Origin of the sequence: Streptomyces sp. NPDC051452 (genome assembly GCF_044454765.1) — a bacterium.
GTDB lineage: Bacteria > Actinomycetota > Actinomycetes > Streptomycetales > Streptomycetaceae > Streptomyces.
In genome coordinates this window covers 156,382-177,797 of the sequence record NZ_JBITEB010000010.1, presented here as the reverse complement: position 1 = coordinate 177,797, position 21,416 = coordinate 156,382, and the positions used below count along the sequence as shown (strand labels likewise).

At 74.6% G+C, this 21,416-nt stretch carries 17 protein-coding genes; 7 read left to right on the top strand and 10 right to left on the bottom strand.

The features are described 5' to 3' along the window. Positions 1-73 precede the first annotated feature (73 nt). A complete protein-coding gene (locus tag ACIBA9_RS23535) occupies positions 74-2,029 on the bottom strand; it encodes an FUSC family protein (RefSeq protein ID WP_399365873.1) in 1,956 nt (651 codons plus the stop codon). 111 nt (positions 2,030-2,140) lie between these two features. After that, the gene (locus ACIBA9_RS23530; RefSeq protein WP_399365871.1) at positions 2,141-2,923 is read right to left on the bottom strand and encodes an alpha/beta fold hydrolase; all 783 of its coding nucleotides are present in this window, start codon (positions 2,921-2,923) and stop codon (positions 2,141-2,143) included. A gap of 88 nt (positions 2,924-3,011) precedes the next feature. Here ACIBA9_RS23530 and ACIBA9_RS23525 point away from each other — a divergent pair, with 88 nt between their 5' ends. Continuing rightward, on the top strand, positions 3,012-4,358 hold the full coding sequence (locus ACIBA9_RS23525) for a PLP-dependent aminotransferase family protein (protein WP_393899407.1): 1,347 nt from the start codon (positions 3,012-3,014) through the stop codon (positions 4,356-4,358). On the opposite strand, the gene ACIBA9_RS23520 is transcribed toward ACIBA9_RS23525, so the two are convergent. Continuing rightward, positions 4,258-5,181 carry a hypothetical protein gene (locus ACIBA9_RS23520; protein WP_399365868.1) on the bottom strand — a complete coding sequence of 308 codons (924 nt, stop codon included), beginning with the start codon at positions 5,179-5,181 and terminating at the stop codon, positions 4,258-4,260. The genes ACIBA9_RS23525 and ACIBA9_RS23520 overlap by 101 nt on opposite strands. Before the next feature lie 220 nt (positions 5,182-5,401). After that, entirely contained in the window at positions 5,402-5,902 is a 501-nt protein-coding gene (locus tag ACIBA9_RS23515) for a hypothetical protein (protein WP_399365866.1), read from the bottom strand. Between the two features lie 153 nt (positions 5,903-6,055). Between ACIBA9_RS23515 and ACIBA9_RS23510 the strand changes: the two genes are divergently transcribed. Together ACIBA9_RS23510 and ACIBA9_RS23505 are read left to right on the top strand one after the other, a co-directional pair. Then, positions 6,056-7,216, top strand: a complete 1,161-nt coding sequence (locus tag ACIBA9_RS23510; protein ID WP_399366026.1) for a PP2C family protein-serine/threonine phosphatase — start codon at positions 6,056-6,058, stop codon at positions 7,214-7,216. Between the two features lie 179 nt (positions 7,217-7,395). Beyond that, on the top strand, positions 7,396-8,508 hold the full coding sequence (locus tag ACIBA9_RS23505) for a hypothetical protein (protein WP_399365864.1): 1,113 nt from the start codon (positions 7,396-7,398) through the stop codon (positions 8,506-8,508). 4 nt (positions 8,509-8,512) lie between these two features. Here the strand turns inward: ACIBA9_RS23505 and ACIBA9_RS23500 are convergent, their stop codons facing one another. The 3 genes from ACIBA9_RS23500 to ACIBA9_RS23490 form a co-directional block, all read right to left on the bottom strand. After that, positions 8,513-10,480, bottom strand: coding sequence for a YncE family protein (locus ACIBA9_RS23500; protein ID WP_399366024.1), 1,968 nt, complete (start codon positions 10,478-10,480; stop codon positions 8,513-8,515). A gap of 122 nt (positions 10,481-10,602) precedes the next feature. Next, a complete protein-coding gene (locus ACIBA9_RS23495) occupies positions 10,603-11,835 on the bottom strand; it encodes an amidohydrolase (protein ID WP_399366022.1) in 1,233 nt (410 codons plus the stop codon). A 191-nt stretch (positions 11,836-12,026) separates the two neighbouring features. Beyond that, on the bottom strand, positions 12,027-12,245 hold the full coding sequence (locus ACIBA9_RS23490; RefSeq protein WP_399365862.1) for a hypothetical protein: 219 nt from the start codon (positions 12,243-12,245) through the stop codon (positions 12,027-12,029). Between the two features lie 177 nt (positions 12,246-12,422). Between ACIBA9_RS23490 and ACIBA9_RS23485 the strand changes: the two genes are divergently transcribed. Continuing rightward, complete coding sequence (locus tag ACIBA9_RS23485; RefSeq protein WP_399365860.1) at positions 12,423-13,766, top strand: helix-turn-helix domain-containing protein; 1,344 nt, start codon at positions 12,423-12,425, stop codon at positions 13,764-13,766. Between the two features lie 71 nt (positions 13,767-13,837). Here the strand turns inward: ACIBA9_RS23485 and ACIBA9_RS23480 are convergent, their stop codons facing one another. Further along, positions 13,838-14,620 (bottom strand): hypothetical protein, encoded by a 783-nt coding sequence (locus ACIBA9_RS23480; protein WP_399365858.1) that lies wholly within the window; start codon positions 14,618-14,620, stop codon positions 13,838-13,840. A 1,009-nt stretch (positions 14,621-15,629) separates the two neighbouring features. On the opposite strand from ACIBA9_RS23480, the gene thrS reads away from it, so the two are divergent. The 3 genes from thrS to ACIBA9_RS23465 all read left to right on the top strand — a co-directional run bounded on the left by thrS (position 15,630) and on the right by ACIBA9_RS23465 (position 19,656). Beyond that, complete coding sequence (gene thrS / locus ACIBA9_RS23475; RefSeq protein WP_399365856.1) at positions 15,630-16,865, top strand: threonine--tRNA ligase; 1,236 nt, start codon at positions 15,630-15,632, stop codon at positions 16,863-16,865. A 67-nt stretch (positions 16,866-16,932) separates the two neighbouring features. Further along, a complete protein-coding gene (locus ACIBA9_RS23470) occupies positions 16,933-17,901 on the top strand; it encodes a nucleoside hydrolase (RefSeq protein ID WP_399365854.1) in 969 nt (322 codons plus the stop codon). A 108-nt stretch (positions 17,902-18,009) separates the two neighbouring features. Then, positions 18,010-19,656 (top strand): glycoside hydrolase family 13 protein, encoded by a 1,647-nt coding sequence (locus tag ACIBA9_RS23465; protein WP_399365852.1) that lies wholly within the window; start codon positions 18,010-18,012, stop codon positions 19,654-19,656. A gap of 18 nt (positions 19,657-19,674) precedes the next feature. On the opposite strand, the gene ACIBA9_RS23460 is transcribed toward ACIBA9_RS23465, so the two are convergent. Then, on the bottom strand, positions 19,675-20,529 hold the full coding sequence (locus ACIBA9_RS23460; RefSeq protein WP_399365850.1) for a hypothetical protein: 855 nt from the start codon (positions 20,527-20,529) through the stop codon (positions 19,675-19,677). Next, positions 20,526-21,095, bottom strand: a complete 570-nt coding sequence (locus tag ACIBA9_RS23455) for a SigE family RNA polymerase sigma factor (RefSeq protein ID WP_399365848.1) — start codon at positions 21,093-21,095, stop codon at positions 20,526-20,528. The genes ACIBA9_RS23460 and ACIBA9_RS23455 overlap by 4 nt, the downstream gene beginning before the upstream one ends. Between the last annotated feature and the right edge of the window lie 321 nt (positions 21,096-21,416).

The following is a 21,416-nucleotide window of genomic DNA, read 5'->3' as shown; positions in this document are numbered from 1 at the left end:
GTGCGCAACCCTTCGCGTGAGTTGATGCCCGTTAATCCCTGGCCAGGACGGACACGTAAGGTTAGCGAAGCGCTCAGTGTGGGGACGCGATCGACCGGGCCGCCGCCACTTCCTGGCGAAGCGGCTCCAGGACACTGCCGTCGGGACCGGCCAGGTCCGTGCGGACGGCGATCAGGGTCTCCGAGTTCCGCAGGGCCTTTGACAGCTCGTGCAACTGCCGGGTGACCTGCGCGACCTCGGCCGTGGACGGCGGCGGCGCCCCGTGCCGGACGCGGACCCTGGCCGCCGTCGTGGCGTCCACGATGCGTTCCACGGCGACCACCAGCGGCCACCAGGCGGCAGCGCGCCGGCCGGTCGGCGGCGGTTCGGTCAGGGCCCGCTGGAACTCGGTGCGGACGACGGAGAGGTCCCGGTAGAGGCGGCGGCGCATACGGGCCCGGCCGGCCGGGTCGGTGTGCGGGCCGAACGCCGCCTCCACATAGCCCGCCGTGTCCGTGACCGCGTCGGCGAGACGGTCGCCGACCCGGGTGTGCCAGCTCTCCGGCCACAGTAGGTAGCCGGCGATCAGGGCGACCGCGCAGCCCAGCAGTGAGTCGGTCAGCCTGGGCAACAACAGGGCCGTGCCCTGGTGGTTGAGGAGGTCGGACAGAAGGAGGATCACCGGGGTGATGGCGGCCGTCTGGTAGCCGTAGCCCCGTGGGGTCAGCGCCGGGATCAGCGGGGCCAGCACGAGCAGGGCCGGGACGTCCCACCAGCCCAGGGGCACCTCCGCGAGGACCACCGCCGCGATGACCAGCCCGGCCACCGTGCCGAGGGCGCGCAGCAGGGCGCGGGAGAAGACCGAGCCGAAGTCCGGTTTGAGGACGAAGGTGATGGTCAGGGCGACCCAGTAGGAGCGCGGGACCGGGATCAGGGAGACGAGGGCCTGGGCGATGCCGATACAGACGGCCAGGCGCAGGCCGTAGCGCCAGGAGTTCGCCGAGAGGACGACCGTACGGGCGGCGCGGGCCGTGCGGATGCCGAGCGTCGCCGGGCGGCCCAGCCGGTCGTCGATGCCCCGTGGGTCCACATCGGGGGCGGCGACCACCTCGGCGGTGTGCCGCAGGGCGTGGTCCATCGCCCGGGCCGCCTCGGTCGTCGGGACGGGCAGGTCCCGGGGGAGGTCCAGGACCGCCGGGCCGGTGGTGCCGGTCTCGACGGCTCGGGCCAGGTGGCGCAGGGCCTCGGGGATGGGCGCGGGCAGCGGACGGCCCGCGAGGTGGGCCGCCGGAGCCGCCTCGACCACCGGCGTGATCGCGTTCAACTGGGCCAGCAGCCGGGTGGGTTCGGGGCTGCGGCCGTGCTGCCGGGCGCGCCGGGCCAGGATCAGGTCGTAGGACTGGTTCAGGGACTGGGTGACGGCGCGGCGGGCCTCGTCGTACTCCTCGGTGCGGTCCGTGCCGGAGACGGACAGCAGGGCCGCGGCCGTGCGGTAGGTGGCGGCGACCGCCGCCCGCTCGGGGATGCCCGAGCGCAACGGCCAGGCCAGCAGGGCGAGGAGCAGGACCAGCAGACCGCCGCCGGTCATCAGGGCCGGGGCCAGCCACCAGGGCGACGGCAGCGGCAGGCCGGCGCCGATCACGCAGTTCAGGAGCAGGAGCAGGCCCGAGACGGAGGCCACGGCACCGATCGTCGAGATCATGCCGGACAGCAGCGCGACCCCGGTGAGCGTGGCGACCGCGTACCAGCCGTGCCCATACGCCAGTGTGCCCAGCGTCACACCGAAGGCGCCGAAGAGCTGCGGTACGGCGATGTTGAGGATGCGCATGCGGTAGGCGTCGGCGGTGTCGCCGATGACGCCGGACAGGGCGCCCATGGAGGCGAGCGCGCCGTAGGCCGGTTGGCCCGCGGCGAGGCCGATCGCCAGGGGGAGGCTCATGCCGAGGGCGGCGCGGGCGACGGCGGCCCGGTTGACCGGTGCCCGCGCCGGTCGCAGGTTCCGGACCAGCCAGTCGGGAGGGGTCAGGCCGATCGGGAACTCGCGCCGCATGCGCCCATTATGGCGGCTCGGGGCCGGCCCTCCCGGAGGCGCGGGCCGGTCGGTCCCGAGCCCGCCCCCGCTCGTCGGCGCCGGCGGCGGGCGCGTTCGACGACCCGGCGGTCAGCCCTCCAGCCGCTCCAGCAGCTCGGCCAGCGCCTGGTTGAACTCCTTCGGGCGCTCCAGGTTGGGAAGGTGCGCGGCGCCCTCGATGACGCGCAGCCGGGAGTCGGGCAGGGCCGCGTGCATGGCCTCGGCGTCGGAGACGGGGGTGTAGGTGTCGTCGGCGCCGACGACGACCAGCGTGGGCACCCGCACCCGGGTCAGCAGCTCGCGGTAGTCGGGGCGCTCGGCCCGGCCGCGCAGGGCGGCCGCCGCGCCCTCGGGGGAGGTGGCGGTCATCATGCGGTGGACGTGCGCCTTGACCTCGGGGTGCGCGTAGGGGGCGACCATCCTCTCCAGCACCTCGTCCGCGTAGCCCGCCATGCCCTCGGTGAGCAGCCGGGCGGCCACGGCCGCGCGGGCCCGTCCGCCCTCGGGGGTCTCCGCGGCCGGGAAGGTGTCGGCGAGGACCAGTGCGCGGACCCGGTCGCCGAAGCGGCCGTAGCACTCCATGGCGATCTGACCGCCCATGGACAGCCCGGCGAGGACGAAGGCGTCCACCTCCAGGTGGTCCAGCAGTTCGGCGATGTCCTGGGCGTGGCGGGAGAGCGGGACCGAGCCGGGGGTGAACGGGGAGGCGCCGTAGCCGCGCAGGTCGGGGGCGATCACCCGGCGGTCCGCGGCGAACTCCGCCAGCTGTGGGTTCCACATCGAGCGGTCGAAGGGGTGGCCGTGGACGAGGACGAGCGGAACCCGGGTAGACGTTCCAGGGCCTTTGTCCTCGTATGCGAGAGCGGGAGGCATGTGAGCGACCCTAGGCGCCCCAACTACTCGGTGCAATAAGATCTTTGCTCTCGGTGCAATCGACGCACCGGTGCGGAAGGGGGGACGCGTGGACGACTACCGGCGCATCGCCGACCGGATCGCCGACGACATCAGCGGCGGACGGCTGCGGCCGGGCCAGCGACTGCCGCCGCAGCGGGCGTTCGCCCGCCGGCACGGGATCGCGTCGTCGACGGCCGGCCGGGTCTACGGCGAACTCGTCCGCCGGGGGCTGGTGGTGGGCGAGGTCGGGCGCGGCACGTTCGTGCGGGCCACCGAGCCGGACGGGCAGCCCGGGCGCGCCCTGGCCGAGGCGGCCGGCGGCGCGACCGTCGACCTGGAACTCAACTACCCGGTCGCGCCGGGGCAGCCGGAGCTGCTGGCGGCGGCGCTCGCACCCCTGCTGCGGCCGGACGCGCTGGGACAGGCGCTGCGGCCGGCCGCGGCCGCGGGCACCCCGGCCGCCCGCGACGCGGTGGCCTCCCTGCTGGCCCAGGGCGGTCTGCGGTCCGGCGCGGCACGGATCCTGTTCACCGGCAACGCCCGCCAGGCGATCGCCGCGACCCTCGCCTCGCTGGTCCGGCCCGGTGGCCGGGTGGGCGTGGAGGAGCTGACGTATCCGCTGGTCAAGGAGATCGCGGCCCGGCTGGGCATCGTGCTCGTCCCGCTCGCGACGGACGAGGAGGGGCCGCTGCCCGGGTCCGTCGCCGCCGCCCACCGCTCGGCCCCGCTGTCCGCGCTGTACCTCCAGCCGACCCTGCACAACCCGACGTCGCGGACGACGAGCGCGGGCCGGCTTGAGCAGCTGGCCGACACCGTCCACAGGCTGGGGATACCCGTGGTCGAGGACCGGATCTGGGCTTTTCTGCACCCGGGCGGCGCACCCCCGCTGGCCGCGCTCGCACCGGGACTCGTCCACCTCGTGGACGGGTTGTCCAAGCGGGTCGCGCCCGGGCTGACGGTCGGCTTCACCGTCGTACCGCGCGAGCGGGTCGAGGCGGTGGCGCGGGCCGTCCGGTCCGGCGGGTGGAGCGCGGGCGGGTTCGCGCTGGAGGCGGCCGTGCGGTGGATCGCCGACGGCACCGTGGACCGGCTGGTGGCGGCCAAGCGACGCGACGCGCACCGCCGGCAGCGGCTGCTGGCCGGGGAGCTGGCCGGGTTGCGCGTACGGTCCGATCCGGCGGCCTGCTTCGCCTGGTGGGAGCTGCCCGCGCCGTGGCGGGCGGACACCTTCACGGCCGCCGCGCGGGCCCACGGGATCGCGATCACGCCGGGTACGGCCTTCGCGGTCGGCACCGGACGGGCGCCGGACGCGGTCAGACTCGGGCTCGCGTCGGCGCCTGAGCCTGAGCTGAGGCGGGCGCTGGCGACGCTGGCCCGCGTCGCGCGAGGCGGGCCCGGCGCAGCTGCCGGATGAGCCAGGTGGCCAGGGCGACCGCCAGACCGAGGCCGAGCAGCAGCCAGGCGACCGTGCGCAGGGTGCCGGTGAGGGCGTCGTAGACGGCGCCCACGGCCGGGTGCGGCACGTCGGCGGGCAGGTCGGACAGGGTCATCCTGCGGCCGACGGCCAGGGCCAGCACGAGCAGGGCGCCGCCGAGGGCCGTGCCCAGCGCGGTCGCGACGACCGCCCGGCGGCGGCGGACGGCCAGCCCGATCCCGGCCGCGGCGAACACGACGGCGGCCACCGGCAGCCAGAAGCCGGCGACCTCGAGCACCTGGAACCCCTTGCGCAGCGCGACGAGTTCGCCCGCCGGCAGCACGGCCACCGCGGTGTGCTCCACCGGTATGCGCTGCGCGAGCGGCACATGGTCCTCGGTGAGCTGCCGCTTGACCTGCGCGGTGACGGGCGCGAGATCGACCGTGACGTCCCGCTCGTCCTCCTCGCGCAGGGCCCGCAGGACCGCGTCGTGGGTGACCTGGTTGCCGGTGTCCCAGGCCATCCGGAACGCCTCGGTCTGGGTGAAGGAGCGCACGGCGTCGCGCACGAACGGACGGACGGAGCCGCGCACCGGCCGGACGTCGAGATGCTGGTCCACCGCGCGCAGGATGCCGTCGCCGACCGTGTCCGCGACGGCCTCCCGCACGTCCGGGTCGGCGGCGAGCGGGGCCATCGCGGTGACGTAGCGGTCGGTGTCGGCGAGGCCGTACGCCGCCCAGGCCGCCAGCGCGCCGAACGGCACGAGGAGACAGGACAGCGCGATCAGCACGGCCGACAGGGCGCTCCTGAGGCGTGGGGACACGTTTCCAGGCAAGGCCCCCGGTCACCGGTGCGCGAGCCGGGCGCCCGCGTTCGGGTGGAATCCGGGGCCGTACGGGTGTCGCCCGGCCCACCCCGCTTCCGGTGGAGGGGTGGGCCGAACGGGTGTTTCCTGGTGCTGGGGAGGCTGGTGGGGAGGGAAGGACAGGGGAGCGCGTGGGCCCCGGCTGCTGCGGCCGGGGCCCACGCGTACTCGGACGGGATCAGCGGATCCGGTGCCCGGAGGCGTCCTCCCGCGTGTAGTAGCGGTAGAAGAACACCACGAACGTGGCCGCCGACACGGCGAGCGACATCAGCACGGACCGCAGGATCGTCGCCCCGGTCTGGCTGTAGGCGAAGCCGAACGCGCAGCCGACGAACGCCGTCCACAGCAACGCGTGCACCTCCCGCCGCATCCTCGGGGCCTGGACCAGCAGCGCCATGCACACCACCGCGAACACCAGGGCGCTGACCCACCCGAGGAGCAGGTTCCAGCCGGTGATGGCGCTGCCCGAGCGGCTGTTGGCCGCCACCACGTAGCCGTAGACGAGGCCCAGCACGACCGGGACACCGATCCTGGCCATCCGGTGGGTGCGGGCGTCGAAGACGTCGGGCAGAGGGCCGCGGGCGCCGGACGACCGGCGTGCCGTAGCGGACGTCCCGCCGGGCACGGGCCTGCCGCCGGGCCCGGACGATCCGCCGGGCACGGGTGCCGCTTGAGCCATGGGAGCACTCCTCTCTCCTCGCCCCCGGTTTCCAGGGCACACCTGGAAGGCATCGACCGGCAAGTCGGCCGGGGGCCTGCCGGGTGCCCGGATGCGTGCCGTCGACGCGCGTGGTTGGCTGAGACACATGGAGGGCTGCCCGCCGTGACGGGGATGGAGTACGGGCGGCGGCGCCGGGGCCGGCTGCTGCGGATCGGCGGGCGGAGCATCGCCTGGGTGGTGCCCCTGCTGCTGCTCGTCGGCATCGCGCTGGCCGACTTCAACACCGCCGAGCAGTTCCGGATCATCTCCTGGATCGTGCTCGTGCCCGGTATCGCCGCCGCGATCTGCGGGGTGTGGACCACGGCCTCCTTCAGCCTGCTGTCGGTGATGACGTACGTCGCCGTGGACAGCGCCTGGCCCAACGAGTACCGGGCGGGCTTCCCCGACTTCGTCCTGGTGGCCGTCGGTGGTCTGCTGGCCACGCTGGCCGCCGTGGTCCGGGTGCGCCGGGAACGGGAGACCCTGCACATCCAGGACATCGCCGAGACCACCCGCCGTACCGTGCTGCGCCCGCTGCCACCGCGCTGGGCCGGCCTGGAACACGCGGGCGTGTACCTGGCCGCCGACGTCGACGCCCGGGTCGGCGGCGACTTCTACGACATCCAGCCCAGCCCCCACGGCGCCCGCGTCCTCGTCGGGGACGTGCAGGGCAAGGGCCTCGGCGCGGTGGAGACCGCCGCCGCGCTGCTCGGCACCTTCCGCGAGGCCGGCTATCACGAGGCGGACCTCGCGACCGTCGCCGCCCGCCTGGAGATCCGGATGTCCCGGCACCGCGCCCACACCACCGCGCTCGGCCGGTACGACGGGGAACGCTTCGCCACCGCCGTGCTCATCGGCTTCCCCGAGGACGGCACGGACGCGATCGAGGTCGTCAACTTCGGCCACGAGCCCCCGCTCGCGGTCGGCCCGCACGGGGTGCGCGAGCTGCCCAGCGGTGACGGGGTCCCGCTCGGGTTCGCCGAGCTGGCGGACGGCCTGCCGCCCGTGCACCGCGTGCCGCTCGGCGCAGACGAGACCCTGCTGCTGGTCACCGACGGGGTCACCGAGGCCCGCGACGGCCCCGGCGTCTTCTACCCGCTGGTCCACGAGGTCGACCGGGCCGTCGGCGCCGACCCGCGACGGGCCGAACCCCGGCGTCTGGTGCGGCGGGTCCGCGACGGTGTACTGCGGCACAGCGGCGGCCGACTGGACGACGACACCACGGTGTTCGCCGTGCGGCGGACGACGAAAGGGGTGGGCGAAGCCCCCGAACGGGGACGTTTGCGGTCCTGAGGCACCGATGCGCGGCGCCAGCGGTTACGGTGCTGGCTGGAGAGCGGATCCACGCGCCCGACGGACGGGCGGGACCGACGGACCGAGAGGGCCGACGGAGCGGTGGAGCCGACGAGTTCGCCGTGTCGCCGGACTCGCTGGGCCCGTGGATCCGCCCGGGGCCGACAGGGGGAGGACCGATGCCCGGAACCGTGCTGCTGATCGCGGCCTCGCCGCTGGGCCGGGGACGCCTGGTCGACGCGGCGGCGGTGCTGCCGGTGCTGGCCGCCGTCGCCCCCGGTGTGCTGGCCGGCACCGACACGGCCAACGTGGTGGAACTCGCCGACCCGCTGGAGCCGCAGGCCGTCCTCACCCGGCTGCGGGCCGCCGCGACCGCCCCGGGCCCGCTCACCGTGTACCTCACCGGCCAGCTGCACCTGGACCGCCGCCAGCGGCTGCCGCACCTGGCGCTGGCCCGCACCACCGCGGCCACCGTCCGCTACACCGCCCTCCCCTGGCAGTGGATCCGGGAGGAGCTGCGGCTGCGGTCCGCCGCGCAGACCACGCTCGTCGTCGACCTGCACGCGGACGCCGATGCCTGGCGGTACGTCACCGAGCGCGGGCTCGACTGCGGCCCCACGACCGCCGTCTACGGCCGCGTCGCCCCCGCGCGGGCGCCCGGCCGGCGGGGCACGGCCGAGCCGGCGTACATGAAGGCGGTGGCGACGCTGTTGCGCAGCGGGCACCGGCCGCCGCTCGCAGAGCTGCACGAGCGGGCGCTGGCACGGGCCGCCGAGTCGAGCGCGGGGCGGGACCTGGTACTGGCCGGCACCGGCGGCTTCGCCCCGCGCCCGCCGTCCCGGCCGGCCGGGACGGCGGCCGGACCGCCCCCGGTGGATCCGCACGCCGCGCTCAGCGCCGCCGTGCAGGCCGGGCGGCACACCGACGCCGACGCGCTCGCCGCGGGGTACGAGCTGGCCGCCGTACGGGCGTACGGGGCCGCATCCGAGGATGCCCTGCACTGGACCGAGGTCCGTGCGGATCTCGCGATGTTCGCGGGGGACCCGGTGCGCAGCTGCCGGGCCTGGCTGGCGGTCGCCCAGGTGCGGCTGGCCGCGGGGCAGCCGGCCGACGCGCCCGCCGTGGAGTCGGCCGTGGACCGCGCGCACCACCAGTGGGGCCGGATCGAGGACGCGGCACGGGCCCGTGAACTGGGGCCCGTTCTCGCGGAGTTGAGGCTCAGGGTGCCGGGGCGGCGCAGCGGCGCGCTGGAGAACGTCCAACGGCAGCTGCGGCAGCTCCAGGTCGGTTGAGGCCTCAGCGGGTGTAGGTGAAGTACTTCCAGGCGCCGTGCGTCGTGGAGTTCACGGTGTCACCGGAGGAGCCGTTCAGGTACGACGAGCGGATCCGGAAGCGCCAGCCGACGTCCTGGCCGTGGTCGCCGGTGATCTCCACCCGGGAGACGCCGTCGCGGCCCAGCTCGAAGTAGGCCGGGTCGCCCGGGTACCACGTGCCCTGGTAGTACACCTCGAACTCGAACTTCTGCCGCCGGCCCGGGTAGTACGGCATCTTCGTGGTGATGCGCGGGTTCTTGGACTTGTGGAAGAAGTAGTACGTGTGGCCCCACGCGGACTTGGCCTTGTAGTGGTTGCCGACCGAGGTGGAGACGCTGACCCTGGCGCCCACGGTGCTGGAGGCCGAGGCGGACTTGTAGCGGGAGTCGCCGGTGAACTTGGCGGTGACCTTGGTGTCCCGCTTGAGGTCCAGGGTGACCGACAGGGCGCCGTGCGAGTCGACCTTGCCGGACTTCACCTGCTTGTTCGGCTTGTCGGAGCCGAAGGGGTCGGCCCAGATCTCCACCGTGCGGTTCTTGTAGGTCTTCCCGAGGTGGGCCGTGAACTTCACGTCCTTGCCGTACGAGTAGACCTTGTGGTTGTTGTCGATCGTCAGAGCCGGCTTGGCGCGCGAGACGTCGACGGAGTCCGAGCCGGAGGCCGGGGCGTGGTCGGCGTCACCGGCGAAGGCCACCGCGTACTTCACCCTGCCGCCGGCCGGCGGGGTGTCGGTGAAGGAGAAGGTGCCGTCGGCCTTGGTGGTCACCGAGGCGAGCGCCTTGCCCTTCGGGGAGTCCAGGTCGGTGCGGGTGACGGTGAGCCGCACCCCGGCCGGGAAGACCGCCTTGGAGGTCACCTTGCCCTTGACGGTGAGCTTCCTGGCGCGGGTCGCGGTGCCGGGGGCGTCGACCCGGACGAGCGTGGCCGCCTTGGTGGGCGTGGTCAGGACGCGCAGGCGGTAGACGCCGTCGTCGTTGTACGACACCGCGAACAGCCGGGAGTCGTCCGGGGCCCAGGCGAGGGCGCCGGCGGCGAGCAGGTCGGCGTTGCCGCCACTGCCGGTGGACGGGAAGTCGTACTCCCGTACCGAGGTGCGCGAACCGGGCCTGAAGACGTACACGTCCGGTTCGTTCGCGCCGTCGATGCCGGTCGCGACCGAGCCGTCCGGGGCGATGTCGACGGCGTTCGGGTAGGCGTTGGCCGGGTACTGCCCGTCGGACGTCAGGTCCGAGGTCTTGTAGACGGCGTGGTAGTAGGGCGAGGCGTTGGCCACCACGACGTCCTGGCCGTCGGGTGTGACGGCCAGTTCCTTCAGACCGCTGCCCTCCACGCTCGTGTGGACGGTGCGGGCGAGCGTGCCGGACGAGGCGTCGTACACGGCCAGCTCGGACGGGCTCTGCTCGGGCATGCCCGCGACCAGGGTGCCCTGGGCGCCGTCCAGCATCGGCGCGGAGAACCACGGGCTCTCGGGGTCCTGGGCCAGGGAGACCTTGTGCCCGGGGTCGGCGAGATCGACCGAACCGATGTTGCCGCCCGACTGAGGGGTGCCGTAGCCGAACCACAGCTTGCCGCCCATGAGCGCCAGGTACGCGGGGTGCGGGCCCGCGGGGTAGCGCGCGGACTCGGTCGCGGTGGCCGTGTCGAAGGCGACGATGGCATCGCTGCCGGGCACGGCCGCGTACACCGTGGCCGAGTCCGCGGACAGTTCGAGGTCGCCGACGCCGGGCAGCGAGGTCAGCTGCTTGACGACCGTCCCGCTGTAGTCGGTGACGACGATCTTGCCGTTGCCCGGGTCGCTGACGTAGACCCGCTGGTGGACGCCGTCCACCACGATGTCGCCCGCCGACTTCACCGGCAGGATCCTGGTGCTGTCGGCGAACGCCGGAGTGGCGGCGATGGCCACCGAGCTGAAGAGGACCGCCAAGGTGGTGGCGGTGGTGAAGGTGCGCATACGCACGCTGACTCGAACCCCCCGGAACGAATGAAGAGATGAGCGCCGACGGCACGGACGTCGTGTGAGTCTCCGGTGAGCCGTGTGCGGCGGGTGGGTGAAGACTAGGCCGGAAGGCTAGGTCATGCCACTGACAAAAAGGCGAGTGCTCCCGAGACCAACGTGCGCACCCCCGGGGCGATCGTGGCCGGATCGGGCGCGAAGTGCGGGCTGTGATTGCTCGGTACGGCCGAGAACTTCTCGGACAGTGTCTCCCCGGGCGCCTGCTCCCACACCTCGGCCGGGGTGGTCGTCACGAACCAGTACGCGTACGGGATCGTGCCGAGCGCCAGTTCGGGGAAGTCCTCGCTGCCCATCGCCGGGCCCGGGTCGAACACCGTGCCCGGGCCGAAGACCTCGCCGTGCACGGCGGCCACCACGGCGTCGGTGGCGGCGTCGTTGACCGTCATCGGGAAGGTGTTGCCGACGCTCACCTCGGGCTCGCGAGGGCAGCCGGCGGCCAGGCACTCGCCGTGCGCGATGCGCCGGATCGCGGCCAGCATCCGCTGCCGTACCTCCTCGGAGCGCGTCCGCAGGTTCAGCGCGACGCGGGCCTCGGCGGGGATGATGTTGTGCCGGGTGCCCGCCTCGATACGGCCCACGGTCAGCACCGCGGACTCCCCGGCGGCGATCTCCCGCGAGACCACGGTCTGCAGCCGGGTGACGAGGTAGGCGGCCGTCACCACCGGGTCCACGGTGGCCTCCGGGCGGGAGCCGTGTCCGCCCCGGCCGTGCACCACGATGTCCACGTCCGTCGAGGCCGCCATGATCAGGCCGGGGACGTGCGGGTACAGCCCCACCGGGCCGGGCGCCGCGTGCTGGCCGAGCAGCACGTCGGGGCGGCCGAAGCGCTCGTAGAGCCCGTCGGCGATCATCCGGGCCGCGCCCTGCCCGGTCTCCTCGGCGGGCTGCCCCACCACCAGCAGGGTGCCCCGCCACGTCTCCCGCCCGGCGGCCAGCGCCTCGGCGGCCCCGGTCAGCCAGGTGACGTGCAGGTCGTGACCGCAGGCGTGCATCACCCCGGCCGTGTCCGAGGTGTACGGCAGTCCGGTCTCCTCCACCACCGGCAGGGCGTCCATGTCGGCCCGCAGCAGCACGGTCGGTCCGTCCCCGTTGCGCAGCAGACCCACGACACCGGTGCCGCCCACGCCTTCGGCGGTATCGAACCCGGCGTCCCGCAGCCGGCCGGCCAGTCGTCCGGCGGTGCGGTGCTCGCGCAGGGACAGCTCCGGATGGCGGTGCAGATCGCGGTAGAGGTCCTCCAGGGCCGGGACCGCGAAGTCGGCCGTCAGATCGAGGGCGGTACGGGCCGGGATCGCGGTAGAGGTCCTCCAGGGCCGGGACCGCGAAGTCGGCCGTCAGATCGAGGGCGGTACGGGCCGCGGGCGAGGTCACGGGAGGCAGCCTAGTGCCGGCGGCGGCGCCCCGGGGCGGCGAACGCCGCGTGGAATAAAGCCTGTTGCGCTCCGTGTCGGTAGAACGCGACGCGGCGGCGGACAGGTCGCACTCAGTGCCGGGTGAACGCGTGTCGCATCACGCCGTGTTGCGCGACCGGGCCGTGCCGGAGGTGCCCGGTGTGCTGGGTGGCCGAGGGGACGGCCCCGGCATCCGCCGCGCGGGCCGGGCCGGCGTTCGCCGCGACGACCAGGGCCGCCGTGGCGATCACGGCCGCGACCACGCCCCGGACGGTGGAGGCGCCCCGGGCGGTGGAGGCGCCCGCGTCCACGCGATGCCGTGAAGTGGCCGGATGGGGGGTGGGGCGTCCGTAGGGTGCGGATGTACGTCCGGGCACGGCGACCTCGCAACACGACAGCGGTCTGTTAAGCGGGTTTAATTCGCCGTTTAACCTAGGGCTGCGCAGGCTGAACGGCAAGGGTCACCAAGGGAGTTGGAGGCGCGTGGAATGCCGGAACGGGATGATCCGCAGGTCATCGGGCGGCGGGTGCAGCAACTGCGCGCCCAGCGCGGCCTGACCCAGCGGCAACTGGCGGAACCCGCCTACACGCCGGCCTACATCTCCACCCTGGAGGCCGGCCGGGTGCGGGCCTCCGACGAGGCGCTGCGGCACATCGCGGACCGGCTCGGCGTGGCCTTCGAGGAGGTCGCCGTGGGCCGGCCCGCCCACATCGCCACCGGTCTTCGGCTGCGGCTCACCGAGGCGCAGCGCGTCCTGGCCGACGGCAGGGCCGAGGAGGCCGCCACCCAGTACGCGGCGCTGTTCGCCGAGGCGGAGGCGCACGGACTCGCCGCTGAGCAGGCCACGGCGCTGCTCGGTCTCGGCGAGTGCGCCCTGGAGACGGGGGAGCTGGACAGGGCCCGCGAGTGCTTCGAGCGGGCCGAGCAGCGCCTGGCCGGCGAGTCGCTTCCGGTGCGGGTGCCCGCGGTGCGCGGCCGGGCGGTCTCCCACTACCTCGCCGGTGAACTCCGGTACGCCGTCTACCTGCTGGAGTCGGCCCTGGACGAACTGAACCGGGGTGGACTGCACGACCCCGACGCCCTGCTGCTGCTCTACGCCAGCGTCATCGGCCCGTACATGGACATGGGCGCGCAGGCCCGGGCCGCGCAGGCCGCCGAGTTCGCCCTCGCGCTCGCCTCGCAGGCCGGCGACCCCGCGCTGATCGCCCGGATGCACCGCTCGGTCGCCCGCACCCTGCTCGCCGAGGGCCGGGTCGCCGAGGCCGACGCCTCCCTCGCCAAGGCCGCCGAGCTGTACCGCCGGCTCCAGCTGCGCACCGAACTGGCCAACTGTCACTGGATGCGCGGTTACGTCCACGCCCAGAACGGCGAACTCCAGGCGGCCGAAGACGAGTTGCGACAGGCCCTCGCCATGCTCTCGGAGACCCGGGCCGCCCTCTACCGCAGCCAGGCCGCGGTCGAACTGGCCGACGTGCTGCACCGCCGGGACAAGTCCGCGGAGGCCGCGGTGCTGCTGGAGGGGGTGCTCGGGGACTTCTCCTCCGAGCGCGGCGCCGTCCACGCGGCCGCGGCCCACCGGCTGCTCGGCATCATCGCCGAGGACACCCGGGACACCGAGGCGGCCGAGGAGCACTACGTCCGCGCGCTCAGTCTGCTGGAACGCGCGGGCGCCGTCGGTGACCTGGCCGACCTGTGCCGTCTCCTGGGCGACCTGCTGCGCCGCACGGGCCGCGTCGAGGCGGCCCTGGACGCCTACCGCACCGGCCTCGGCCACCGCACCACCCCGGGCACCACCACCCTCGGCCCGGCGCCGGCCCAACCACCCCTGTAGCGCGAACGGGGCCGCGTGCGGGACCCCGGGGCCGGGGCGCGGCGCACACCGAGGCGTCCCCGGCGCGGGCGTCAGACCTGTGCGCGGCCCTGTCGGCGGATGTCCGCCAAGCGGAGTGCGCCGATCTGTACGGCGGCCTGGGTCGCGTCGTTCGGTACGTCCGCCAGGCCCGCGTTGGTGAGGGCGAAGGCGTCCTCGCCGACCCGGACGGCGGCCAGGTCCATCGTGAGCAGGTACTCCTGGCCCTGCGGCGACATCGCGCCGACGCTGACGCGCAGGCCCTGGCGGGCGTCGCCGACCTCGGGCAGCGGGGCGTCCACGACCCGCACGTCCTCCTGGAGCCCGGTCTCGGTGGTCGCCGTGAACTCGGCGCAGTGGGCCGGCAGCGTCGCCAGCCAGGCCAGGGCCGCGTCCACGTCCGCCGGGCGGCGCGCGCCGATCTGGTAGCGCAGCTGGGCCTCGGTGTCGGCGTCGTCGAGACCGACGGCGACGCGGGCGGGGCCGCCGAGGAGTTCGTCGCTGTAGAGGGCGTCCAGCAGCCGCTGGCACTCCGCGACCGAGGTGGTCGCCTTCAGCAGCCCGTCCCGCCAGGTGGCCGCGCCGCGCGTCGCGGTCCAGGGGGCGCCCAGGTCGGACTGGGTGATGAGCGCGGCCTGCGCCTGTTCGTCGCTGAGGGTGGAGCCGTCGGTCCGCGCGGACGACTTGGGCGTCGAGCTCGGCCGGTCGATCGTCGGGAGCGGGTACGGCGCGGTCGCCGGGTGCCGGAGACCGAGCGCCGCACAGCCGCCGACCGCGAGCAGGCCGACGGCTGTCAGGGAGAGCAGGAGGCCACGGGGACGTATCTCGGCGATCATGCGGGTGCCTCCTGGGCTGCGTGGGCTGCGTGCCGGTGACGGGGGCCGGTGAGAGGCCTGCTCTCACGCCACCACCGCCCCGCCCGCCCCACCAGCGCTCCGGTCCGTCCGGGTGACCCGGCCCCCCCGATACCGGCCCGCCCCCTGGGCCAGCCCTCCGCCCTGGGCCGGCCCCGCGCCCCAGGACCACGCCGCCCCGCAGACACGCGTCACCCTGGGCCCGGCCCCGCGCCCGGCCGACGCTGCCCCGCAGCCACGCGCCACGCGCCACGCGCCACGCGCCACGCGCCACGCGCCACGCGCCACGCGCCACGCGCCACGCGCCACGCTGGGCGCCTGGGCCCTGGGCTCGGCCGGGTGGCCCGCCCGACGCCGCCCCGCAGCCACGCGCCACCCTGGGCCCCCGCGCCCTGGGCCTGGTGGCCCCCGGCCTCGTGGACCTGTGCCCCGGACTCCGGGCCGCCCCCCGGCACCTCGCGGACCCCGTCAACGCGGCCTCGCATCCGCCCACCCCGGCGCCCGGGGGCGCAGTACCCGGCCCAGAAGTGACGGCCCGGCGTCTCCGCACCCCGCGAACACGCACCACGCGCAACGCGCCCCGGACATCGCGCCCCGGCGCGTCTCCCCGCCGACGCGCCGCCACCACGCGACACGCCTCGCACCCTCTTTCCGGGCCTCGCGCCCCGGAACCCGTGGCCCCGCATCCCGCGCCCCCGCGCCCGGGGGCCCCGCCCCTCAGCCCCCGCAGCCCCGCACGCCCCCCCCCGCACCCCGGAACCCACACCCCGCCGCGCGGCGCCGTGGTGGAGTTAATCCGTGGTCCGGGCCGCCGCCCCCTGCTAGCTTCGCGTTCATGCAGCGCGCCCAGCAGTGTCCGTCGAGCACGACGACGCCGGTGACCGTCCCGGCGCGCTGACATCCGACCAGCACCGAAGCCCCGGGGCGAGCGCCCCGGGGCTTCGGCGTGTCCGTACCCGGTTCCTCGCCCCCCGCCCCCCGGAGGAACCCGATGAGCGACCAACTGCCCGACCACCGCCGCCTCGGCCGCGAGCTCGGCCTGTTCGACACCGACCCGCTGATGGGCGCGGGGCTGCCGTACTGGCTGCCCGACGGCGCGGTCGTACGGCACACCCTGGAGGAGTACGTCCGGGAGAGGGAACGCGCCGCCGGGTACCGGCACGTGTACTCGCCCGCGCTCGGCAAGCGCGAGCTGTACGAGATCTCCGGGCACTGGGACCACTACCGCGACGACATGTATCCGTCGATGCGGCCGGGCCCGGCGGAGTCCGACGAGCTGGTCCTGCGCCCCAGCCTCTGTCCCCACCACGCCCTGATCTACCGCTCCCGCTCCCACAGCTACCGCGAACTGCCCCTGCGGATCGCCGAGCTGGGCCCCATGTACCGTGCCGAACTCTCCGGCGTCCTCGGCGGCCTGACCCGCGTCCGCGCCATCCAGCTCAACGACGCGCACATCTTCTGCACCCTCGACCAGGCCGTCGATGAGGCCCGCGCCGCCCTGGAGCTGATCGCCCGTGCCTACGCCGACCTCGGCATCGAGGCCGTGCGCCACCGCCTCTCCCTGCCCGGCGAGGGCGGCAAGTACGTCGCCGGTGCCGAGCTGTGGAGCCGGGCGACCGCCCTGCTGCGGCAGGCCCTCGCCGAGGCCGGGGTGGCCTACGAGGAGGCGGCGGGCGAGGCCGCCTTCTACGGCCCCAAGATCGACGTGCAGATCGCGGACCCGGCGGGCCGGGAGTCCACCCTGTCCACCGTGCAGATCGACTTCCACCAGCCGGCCCGCTTCGACTTGCACTACATCGCCGCCGACGGCACCAGGCACCGCCCGGTGATGGTGCACCGCAGCGTCATCGGCAGCGTGGAGCGGGCCGTGGCCCATCTGATCGAGGTGCACGGTGGCGCGTTCCCGGCCTGGCTGGCCCCCGTCCAGCTGGTCGTCCTGCCGGTCGCCGAGGAGCAGGCGGAGCGGGCGGCGGCCGTGGTCCGGGAGGCGGTCGCGCTCGGGCTGCGGGCCGAACTCGCCGACCCCGGCCAGGGCACCCTCGGCGCCCGGGTCCGCGCGGCCCGTCTGGTGCCCTACCAGGCGGTGATCGGCGCGCGCGAGGCCGAGGCGGGGCTGGCCGCCGTACGCCTGCGGGACGGCCGCCGCCCCGGCGCCCTGCCCGTGGCCGACCTGCTGCGCCGGATCGCCGGCCGGGTGGCGGCGCGCGGCACCGCTCTGTGGGAGTGACACGCCCGCTGCCCGGACGGCACCGGGGCGACCTGATCTAAGGTCGCCCCGACGGAAGGAGTCCGCTGTGACCGGTCAGCCCATTCCCGTGATCATCGACTGCGACACGGGTGTCGACGACGCTCTGGCCCTGCTGTTCGCCGTACGCCACCCGAACCTGGACCTGAGGGCGGTGACGTGCGTGGCGGGGAACACGGACGTCGACGGGGTGGTGCGCAACACCCTGACGGTGCTGGAGCGGGCGGGCGCCCCCGACATCCCGGTGGGGCGAGGTGCCGAGCGTCCGCTGATCGAGCCGGCCCGCTCGGCCCGGCACGTGCACGGCTCCGACGGCATGGGCGACCTGGGCCTGCCCGCGCCGACCCGGGCCCCGGCCGCCGAGGACGCCGTGTCCCTGCTGCGCCGCGAGATCCTCGCGTCCCCCCGCCCGGTGACGCTGATCCCGACCGCGCCCCTGACCAACATCGCCCTGCTGCTGCGCACCCACCCCGAGGTGACCGGCAACATCGAGCGGATCGTGTTCATGGGCGGCGCGGTGGCCACCGGAAACGCCACGCCGGTCGCCGAGTTCAACGTGTGGCACGACCCGGAGGCGGCGGCGGTGCTGCTGACCGCCGGGGTACCCATCACCATGTACGGCCTGGACGTCTTCATGCGGGTGGTCGTGCCCGGCCCCGAGGTGCACCGGCTGCGCGCGAGCACCGAGCCTGGCACCCGCCTGGCCGGCGACCTCCTCGCCCACCGGCCGACCACCCAGGGCGGCGAGCCCGAGGCGGAGGAGGCGGGCGGCCTCGGCGACGCGGGCGCGGTGTGCGCGGTCGCCGACCCGCAGGGCATCACCACCCGTCTCCTGCCGGTCGAGGTCTCCCTCGCCCCCGGCCCGTCCCGGGGTCAGACGATCGTCGACCGGCGCCCTCGCCCCGGCGAGTCGGAGATCCACGAGGGGCGCCGCGAACAGACGCTGGTGGACGTGGCGTTGCAGGTGGACGTGGACCGTTACGTGAAGCTGTACCTGGACACGGTCGAGCGGCCGTAGCGCGGCGCGCCGCATCGGGGTGATCCCTTCCGTGACGTGCGAGTGTTCCCTCTCGGGGCAAGGTGGACAGATTCTCTGCTGTCGTCCTTCCCCCGAAGGGATCCCCCTATGGCAGACCTTTCGTCCAGGAACCCCGACTGGTGGCGGCAGGCCGTCATCTACCAGGTCTACCCGCGCAGCTTCGCCGACGCCGACGGTGACGGCCTGGGCGACCTCAGGGGGGTCACCCAGCGGCTGGACCATCTCGCCGCGCTCGGCGTCGACGCCCTGTGGCTGAGCCCGTTCTACCCGTCCGAACTCGCCGACGGCGGTTACGACGTCGCCGACCACCGGGACGTCGATCCGCGCCTTGGCACCCTGGAGGACTTCTCGGCCCTGGTCGCCGAGGCCCACCGGCTCGGCCTGAAGGTCCTCGTCGACCTCGTCCCCAACCACACCTCGCACCTGCACCCCTGGTTCCAAGAGGCACTGGCCTCGGCCCCGGGCTCCGCCGCCCGCGACCGTTACGTCTTCCGGCCCGGCCGGGGGCCGCACGGTGAACTCCCGCCCACCGACTGGCCGTCCGTCTTCGGCGGCAGCGCCTGGCGGCGGACCGCCGACGGCGAGTGGTACCTGCATCTCTTCGCGCCCGAACAGCCCGACCTCAACTGGGACAACGAGGAGGTCCGCGCCGACTTCCGCACCACCCTGCGCTTCTGGTCGGACCGGGGCGTCGACGGCTTCCGTGTCGATGTCGCCCACGGTCTGGCCAAGGACCTCTCCGCACCGCTGCGGGACGTCGGCGGCATCGGCGCCACCGGCGAGGAGTCGCTGGCGCGGGTCGCGCCGGGCAGCCACCCCTACTGGGACCGGAACGAGGTCCACGAGATCTACCGCGACTGGCGCCGGGTCCTCGACGCCTACAGCCCGCCGCGCGCCGCCGTGGCCGAGGCCTGGGTACCCGCCGCCCGCCGCGCCCTGTACGCCCGTCACGACGAGCTGGGCCAGGCGTTCAACTTCGAGTACCTGGAGACCCGCTGGGATGCCGGCGACCTCCGCCAGGTCATCACCGACTCACTGGCCACGGCCCGTGCCGCCGGCGCCTCGGCGACCTGGGTGCTCTCCAACCACGACGTCGTCCGCCACGCCTCGCGCCTGATGCTCCCGCCCGGCACCGATCCGGGCGCCTGGCTGCTGTCGGGCGGAGCCGCACCCGGGATCGACGCGGCGGCCGGGTTGCGCCGGGCCCGGGCCGCGACCCTGCTGATGCTGGCGCTGCCCGGCTCGGCCTACCTCTACCAGGGCGAGGAACTGGGCCTGCCCGAGGTGGCCGACCTGCCCACCGACGTCCTCCAGGACCCCATCTGGGAGCAGACCAGGCACGTGCGCAAGGGCCGTGACGGCTGCCGGGTGCCGCTGCCGTGGACCACGACCGGACCCTCGTACGGCTTCGGGTCCGGCGGGGCCTGGCTGCCGCAGCCGTCGTCGTTCGCGTCGTACGCCGTCGAGGCCCAGGCCGGTGCGGAGGGCTCCACGCTGGAGCTGTACCGCACCGCGCTGCGGCTGCGCCGCAAGCTGCTGGAGGGCGAGACGCTGACCTGGGCGCCGCACGCCCCGGCCGGGGTCCTGGACTTCACCCGCCGCGAGAACTGGCGCTGTGTCACCAACCTCGGTGCCGCCCCGGTACCGCTGCCGCCGGGCGAGCCCCTGCTGAGCAGCGCCCCGCTGCCCGACCCGCGGACCCTGCCACCGGACACCACGGTCTGGCTGGCCTAGGCCCTCTCGTTGACCTGGCTAGGAGCCCCCGCCGGCGGGCGTATGCGCCGCGAATCCCCCGCCCACGGTGTACGCGTGGCCGTCGGCCGTCGCCGTGACGGTGCAGCTGTCGTCCTTGGCGTTGCGGCCGCCCTGCTGGTGGTTGTACTGGCCGGCGAAGACCCACTGGCCCGCCGGGACCGTACGGCCGTCCTTGAGCGTCCAGGAGTAGACGAGGAAGCCGCTCCGCTCCTGGACGGTCTGGGTGAAGTCCGCCTCGGGCAGGGAGCGCCAGGCGCCGGTGGAGGCCACACCCCCGGTCTGGGCGACCTTCAACTGAACGGTGAGCGCGCTGAGTTGGCTGGTCGTCTTCAGGGTGACATCGCTCTGGGCCCAGAAGTCGTTGCTGTGCGGGTTCACAGAGCCGTCCAACCACAGTGGGCCGCTCCGTTCGCCGGGGGGCGCGGGCGGCTGGGCGGAGGCCCGGGCGTTCGGGGACCTACCGGCACTCGGCGCACCGGACGGCCGCGTGGTGCCCACGCCGGGCGCCGGGGTGGCGGTGCGGACGGGCGGACGGCTCGCGGTCGCGTCCGGCGAGGTACTGGGTGTGGGGGAGACGGCGACCGTACGCTTCTGCTCCGGGGGCGCGTTCTTCACCGCGGACGCCACCGCGTACCCGCCGACGGCGAGCACCCCGGCGACCGCCGCGGACGCGCCGACCACCCGCACCCAGCCCAGCAGGGGCCGTGCGGCGCGGTGACCCACGGGGCGGGACGGCGGCGCGGCCATGCCGCGCTCCACGCGGGCCAGCATGCGCGCGCGGTCGGGTTCGTGGGCGCCGGCCGCCTCGTGCAGCCGGGCGCGCAGCTCGTCGTGCACGTCCTGCTGCCTCATCGGTTCCTTCCTCCGCTTTCGGCGCCGCCCCGGGCCATCGCCGCGTGCACCTTCCGCTCGGGACGCCGGGTGCCGAGCAGCCGTTGCAACTCGGCCATTCCCTTCGACGTCTGGCTCTTCACCGTACCCACCGACACGCCGAGGGCGAGCGCGGTGTCCTTCTCCGAGAGGTCGAACGCGTGCCGGAGCACCACGCACGCCCGTTTGCGGAAGGGCAGCCGACGCAGCGCCTCCTGGACATCCACCACGCCCGCGACGTCCGGGTTCTCGGTCCGCTCCTCGCGGTGCGACCAGAACAGTGCGATCCGCCGGCGCTCGCGCACCGCGCCGCGGATGCGGGAGCGGGCCAGGTTGGCGACCACGCCCCGCGCGTACGCCACCGGATGGTCGGCCGCCCGCACCCGGTCCCAGCGGTGCCACAGCGCCAGCAAGGCGTCCGCCGCCAGGTCGTCGGCGGCATCCGCCTCTCCGGTCAACAGGTGTGCCAGCCGGGAGAGTTCGGCGTAGTGCCGGTCGAAGAAAGCATGGAACTCCACGGAGGCTGCGTCGTCGACGACTGTGCCCACGGGCGACCTCTCCTCGGTGCGAGCTCTGCGAGTGTCATGCAAATGACATGCGGACATCCGGAGGGTGGGCCCGGACGGAGATCCGGAAGCGTAGCAGTGATCATTCGGTGAAGACGTACCTGGGTTCGGACGGTGTACGACCTGCTGAACCCGCTTCCTGGACGCGTGTTCGTGGATCTTCGGGCGCGCGGCAACCTTTCCGGCCGCCCGGACCACTCAGTGTTGCCCGGCCGGGTGGTCCGGTCAGATGCAACGCCTGAAAGTGAGCACAGACATGTCCCCTCGCCCACCCAAGTCGACCGACTCAACCGTCGCGGTGAG

Coding starts and splice junctions, on each gene's coding strand:
- ACIBA9_RS23485 (WP_399365860.1), top strand. CDS start 12,423: ATGCCGGAACGGGATGATCCGCAGGTCATCGGGCGGCGGGTGCAGCAA.
- ACIBA9_RS23535 (WP_399365873.1), bottom strand. CDS start 2,029: ATGCGGCGCGAGTTCCCGATCGGCCTGACCCCTCCCGACTGGCTGGTC.
- thrS (WP_399365856.1), top strand. CDS start 15,630: ATGAGCGACCAACTGCCCGACCACCGCCGCCTCGGCCGCGAGCTCGGC.
- ACIBA9_RS23500 (WP_399366024.1), bottom strand. CDS start 10,480: ATGCGCACCTTCACCACCGCCACCACCTTGGCGGTCCTCTTCAGCTCG.
- ACIBA9_RS23460 (WP_399365850.1), bottom strand. CDS start 20,529: ATGAGGCAGCAGGACGTGCACGACGAGCTGCGCGCCCGGCTGCACGAG.
- ACIBA9_RS23530 (WP_399365871.1), bottom strand. CDS start 2,923: ATGCCTCCCGCTCTCGCATACGAGGACAAAGGCCCTGGAACGTCTACC.
- ACIBA9_RS23480 (WP_399365858.1), bottom strand. CDS start 14,620: ATGATCGCCGAGATACGTCCCCGTGGCCTCCTGCTCTCCCTGACAGCC.
- ACIBA9_RS23505 (WP_399365864.1), top strand. CDS start 7,396: ATGCCCGGAACCGTGCTGCTGATCGCGGCCTCGCCGCTGGGCCGGGGA.
- ACIBA9_RS23465 (WP_399365852.1), top strand. CDS start 18,010: ATGGCAGACCTTTCGTCCAGGAACCCCGACTGGTGGCGGCAGGCCGTC.
- ACIBA9_RS23510 (WP_399366026.1), top strand. CDS start 6,056: ATGGAGTACGGGCGGCGGCGCCGGGGCCGGCTGCTGCGGATCGGCGGG.
- ACIBA9_RS23515 (WP_399365866.1), bottom strand. CDS start 5,902: ATGGCTCAAGCGGCACCCGTGCCCGGCGGATCGTCCGGGCCCGGCGGC.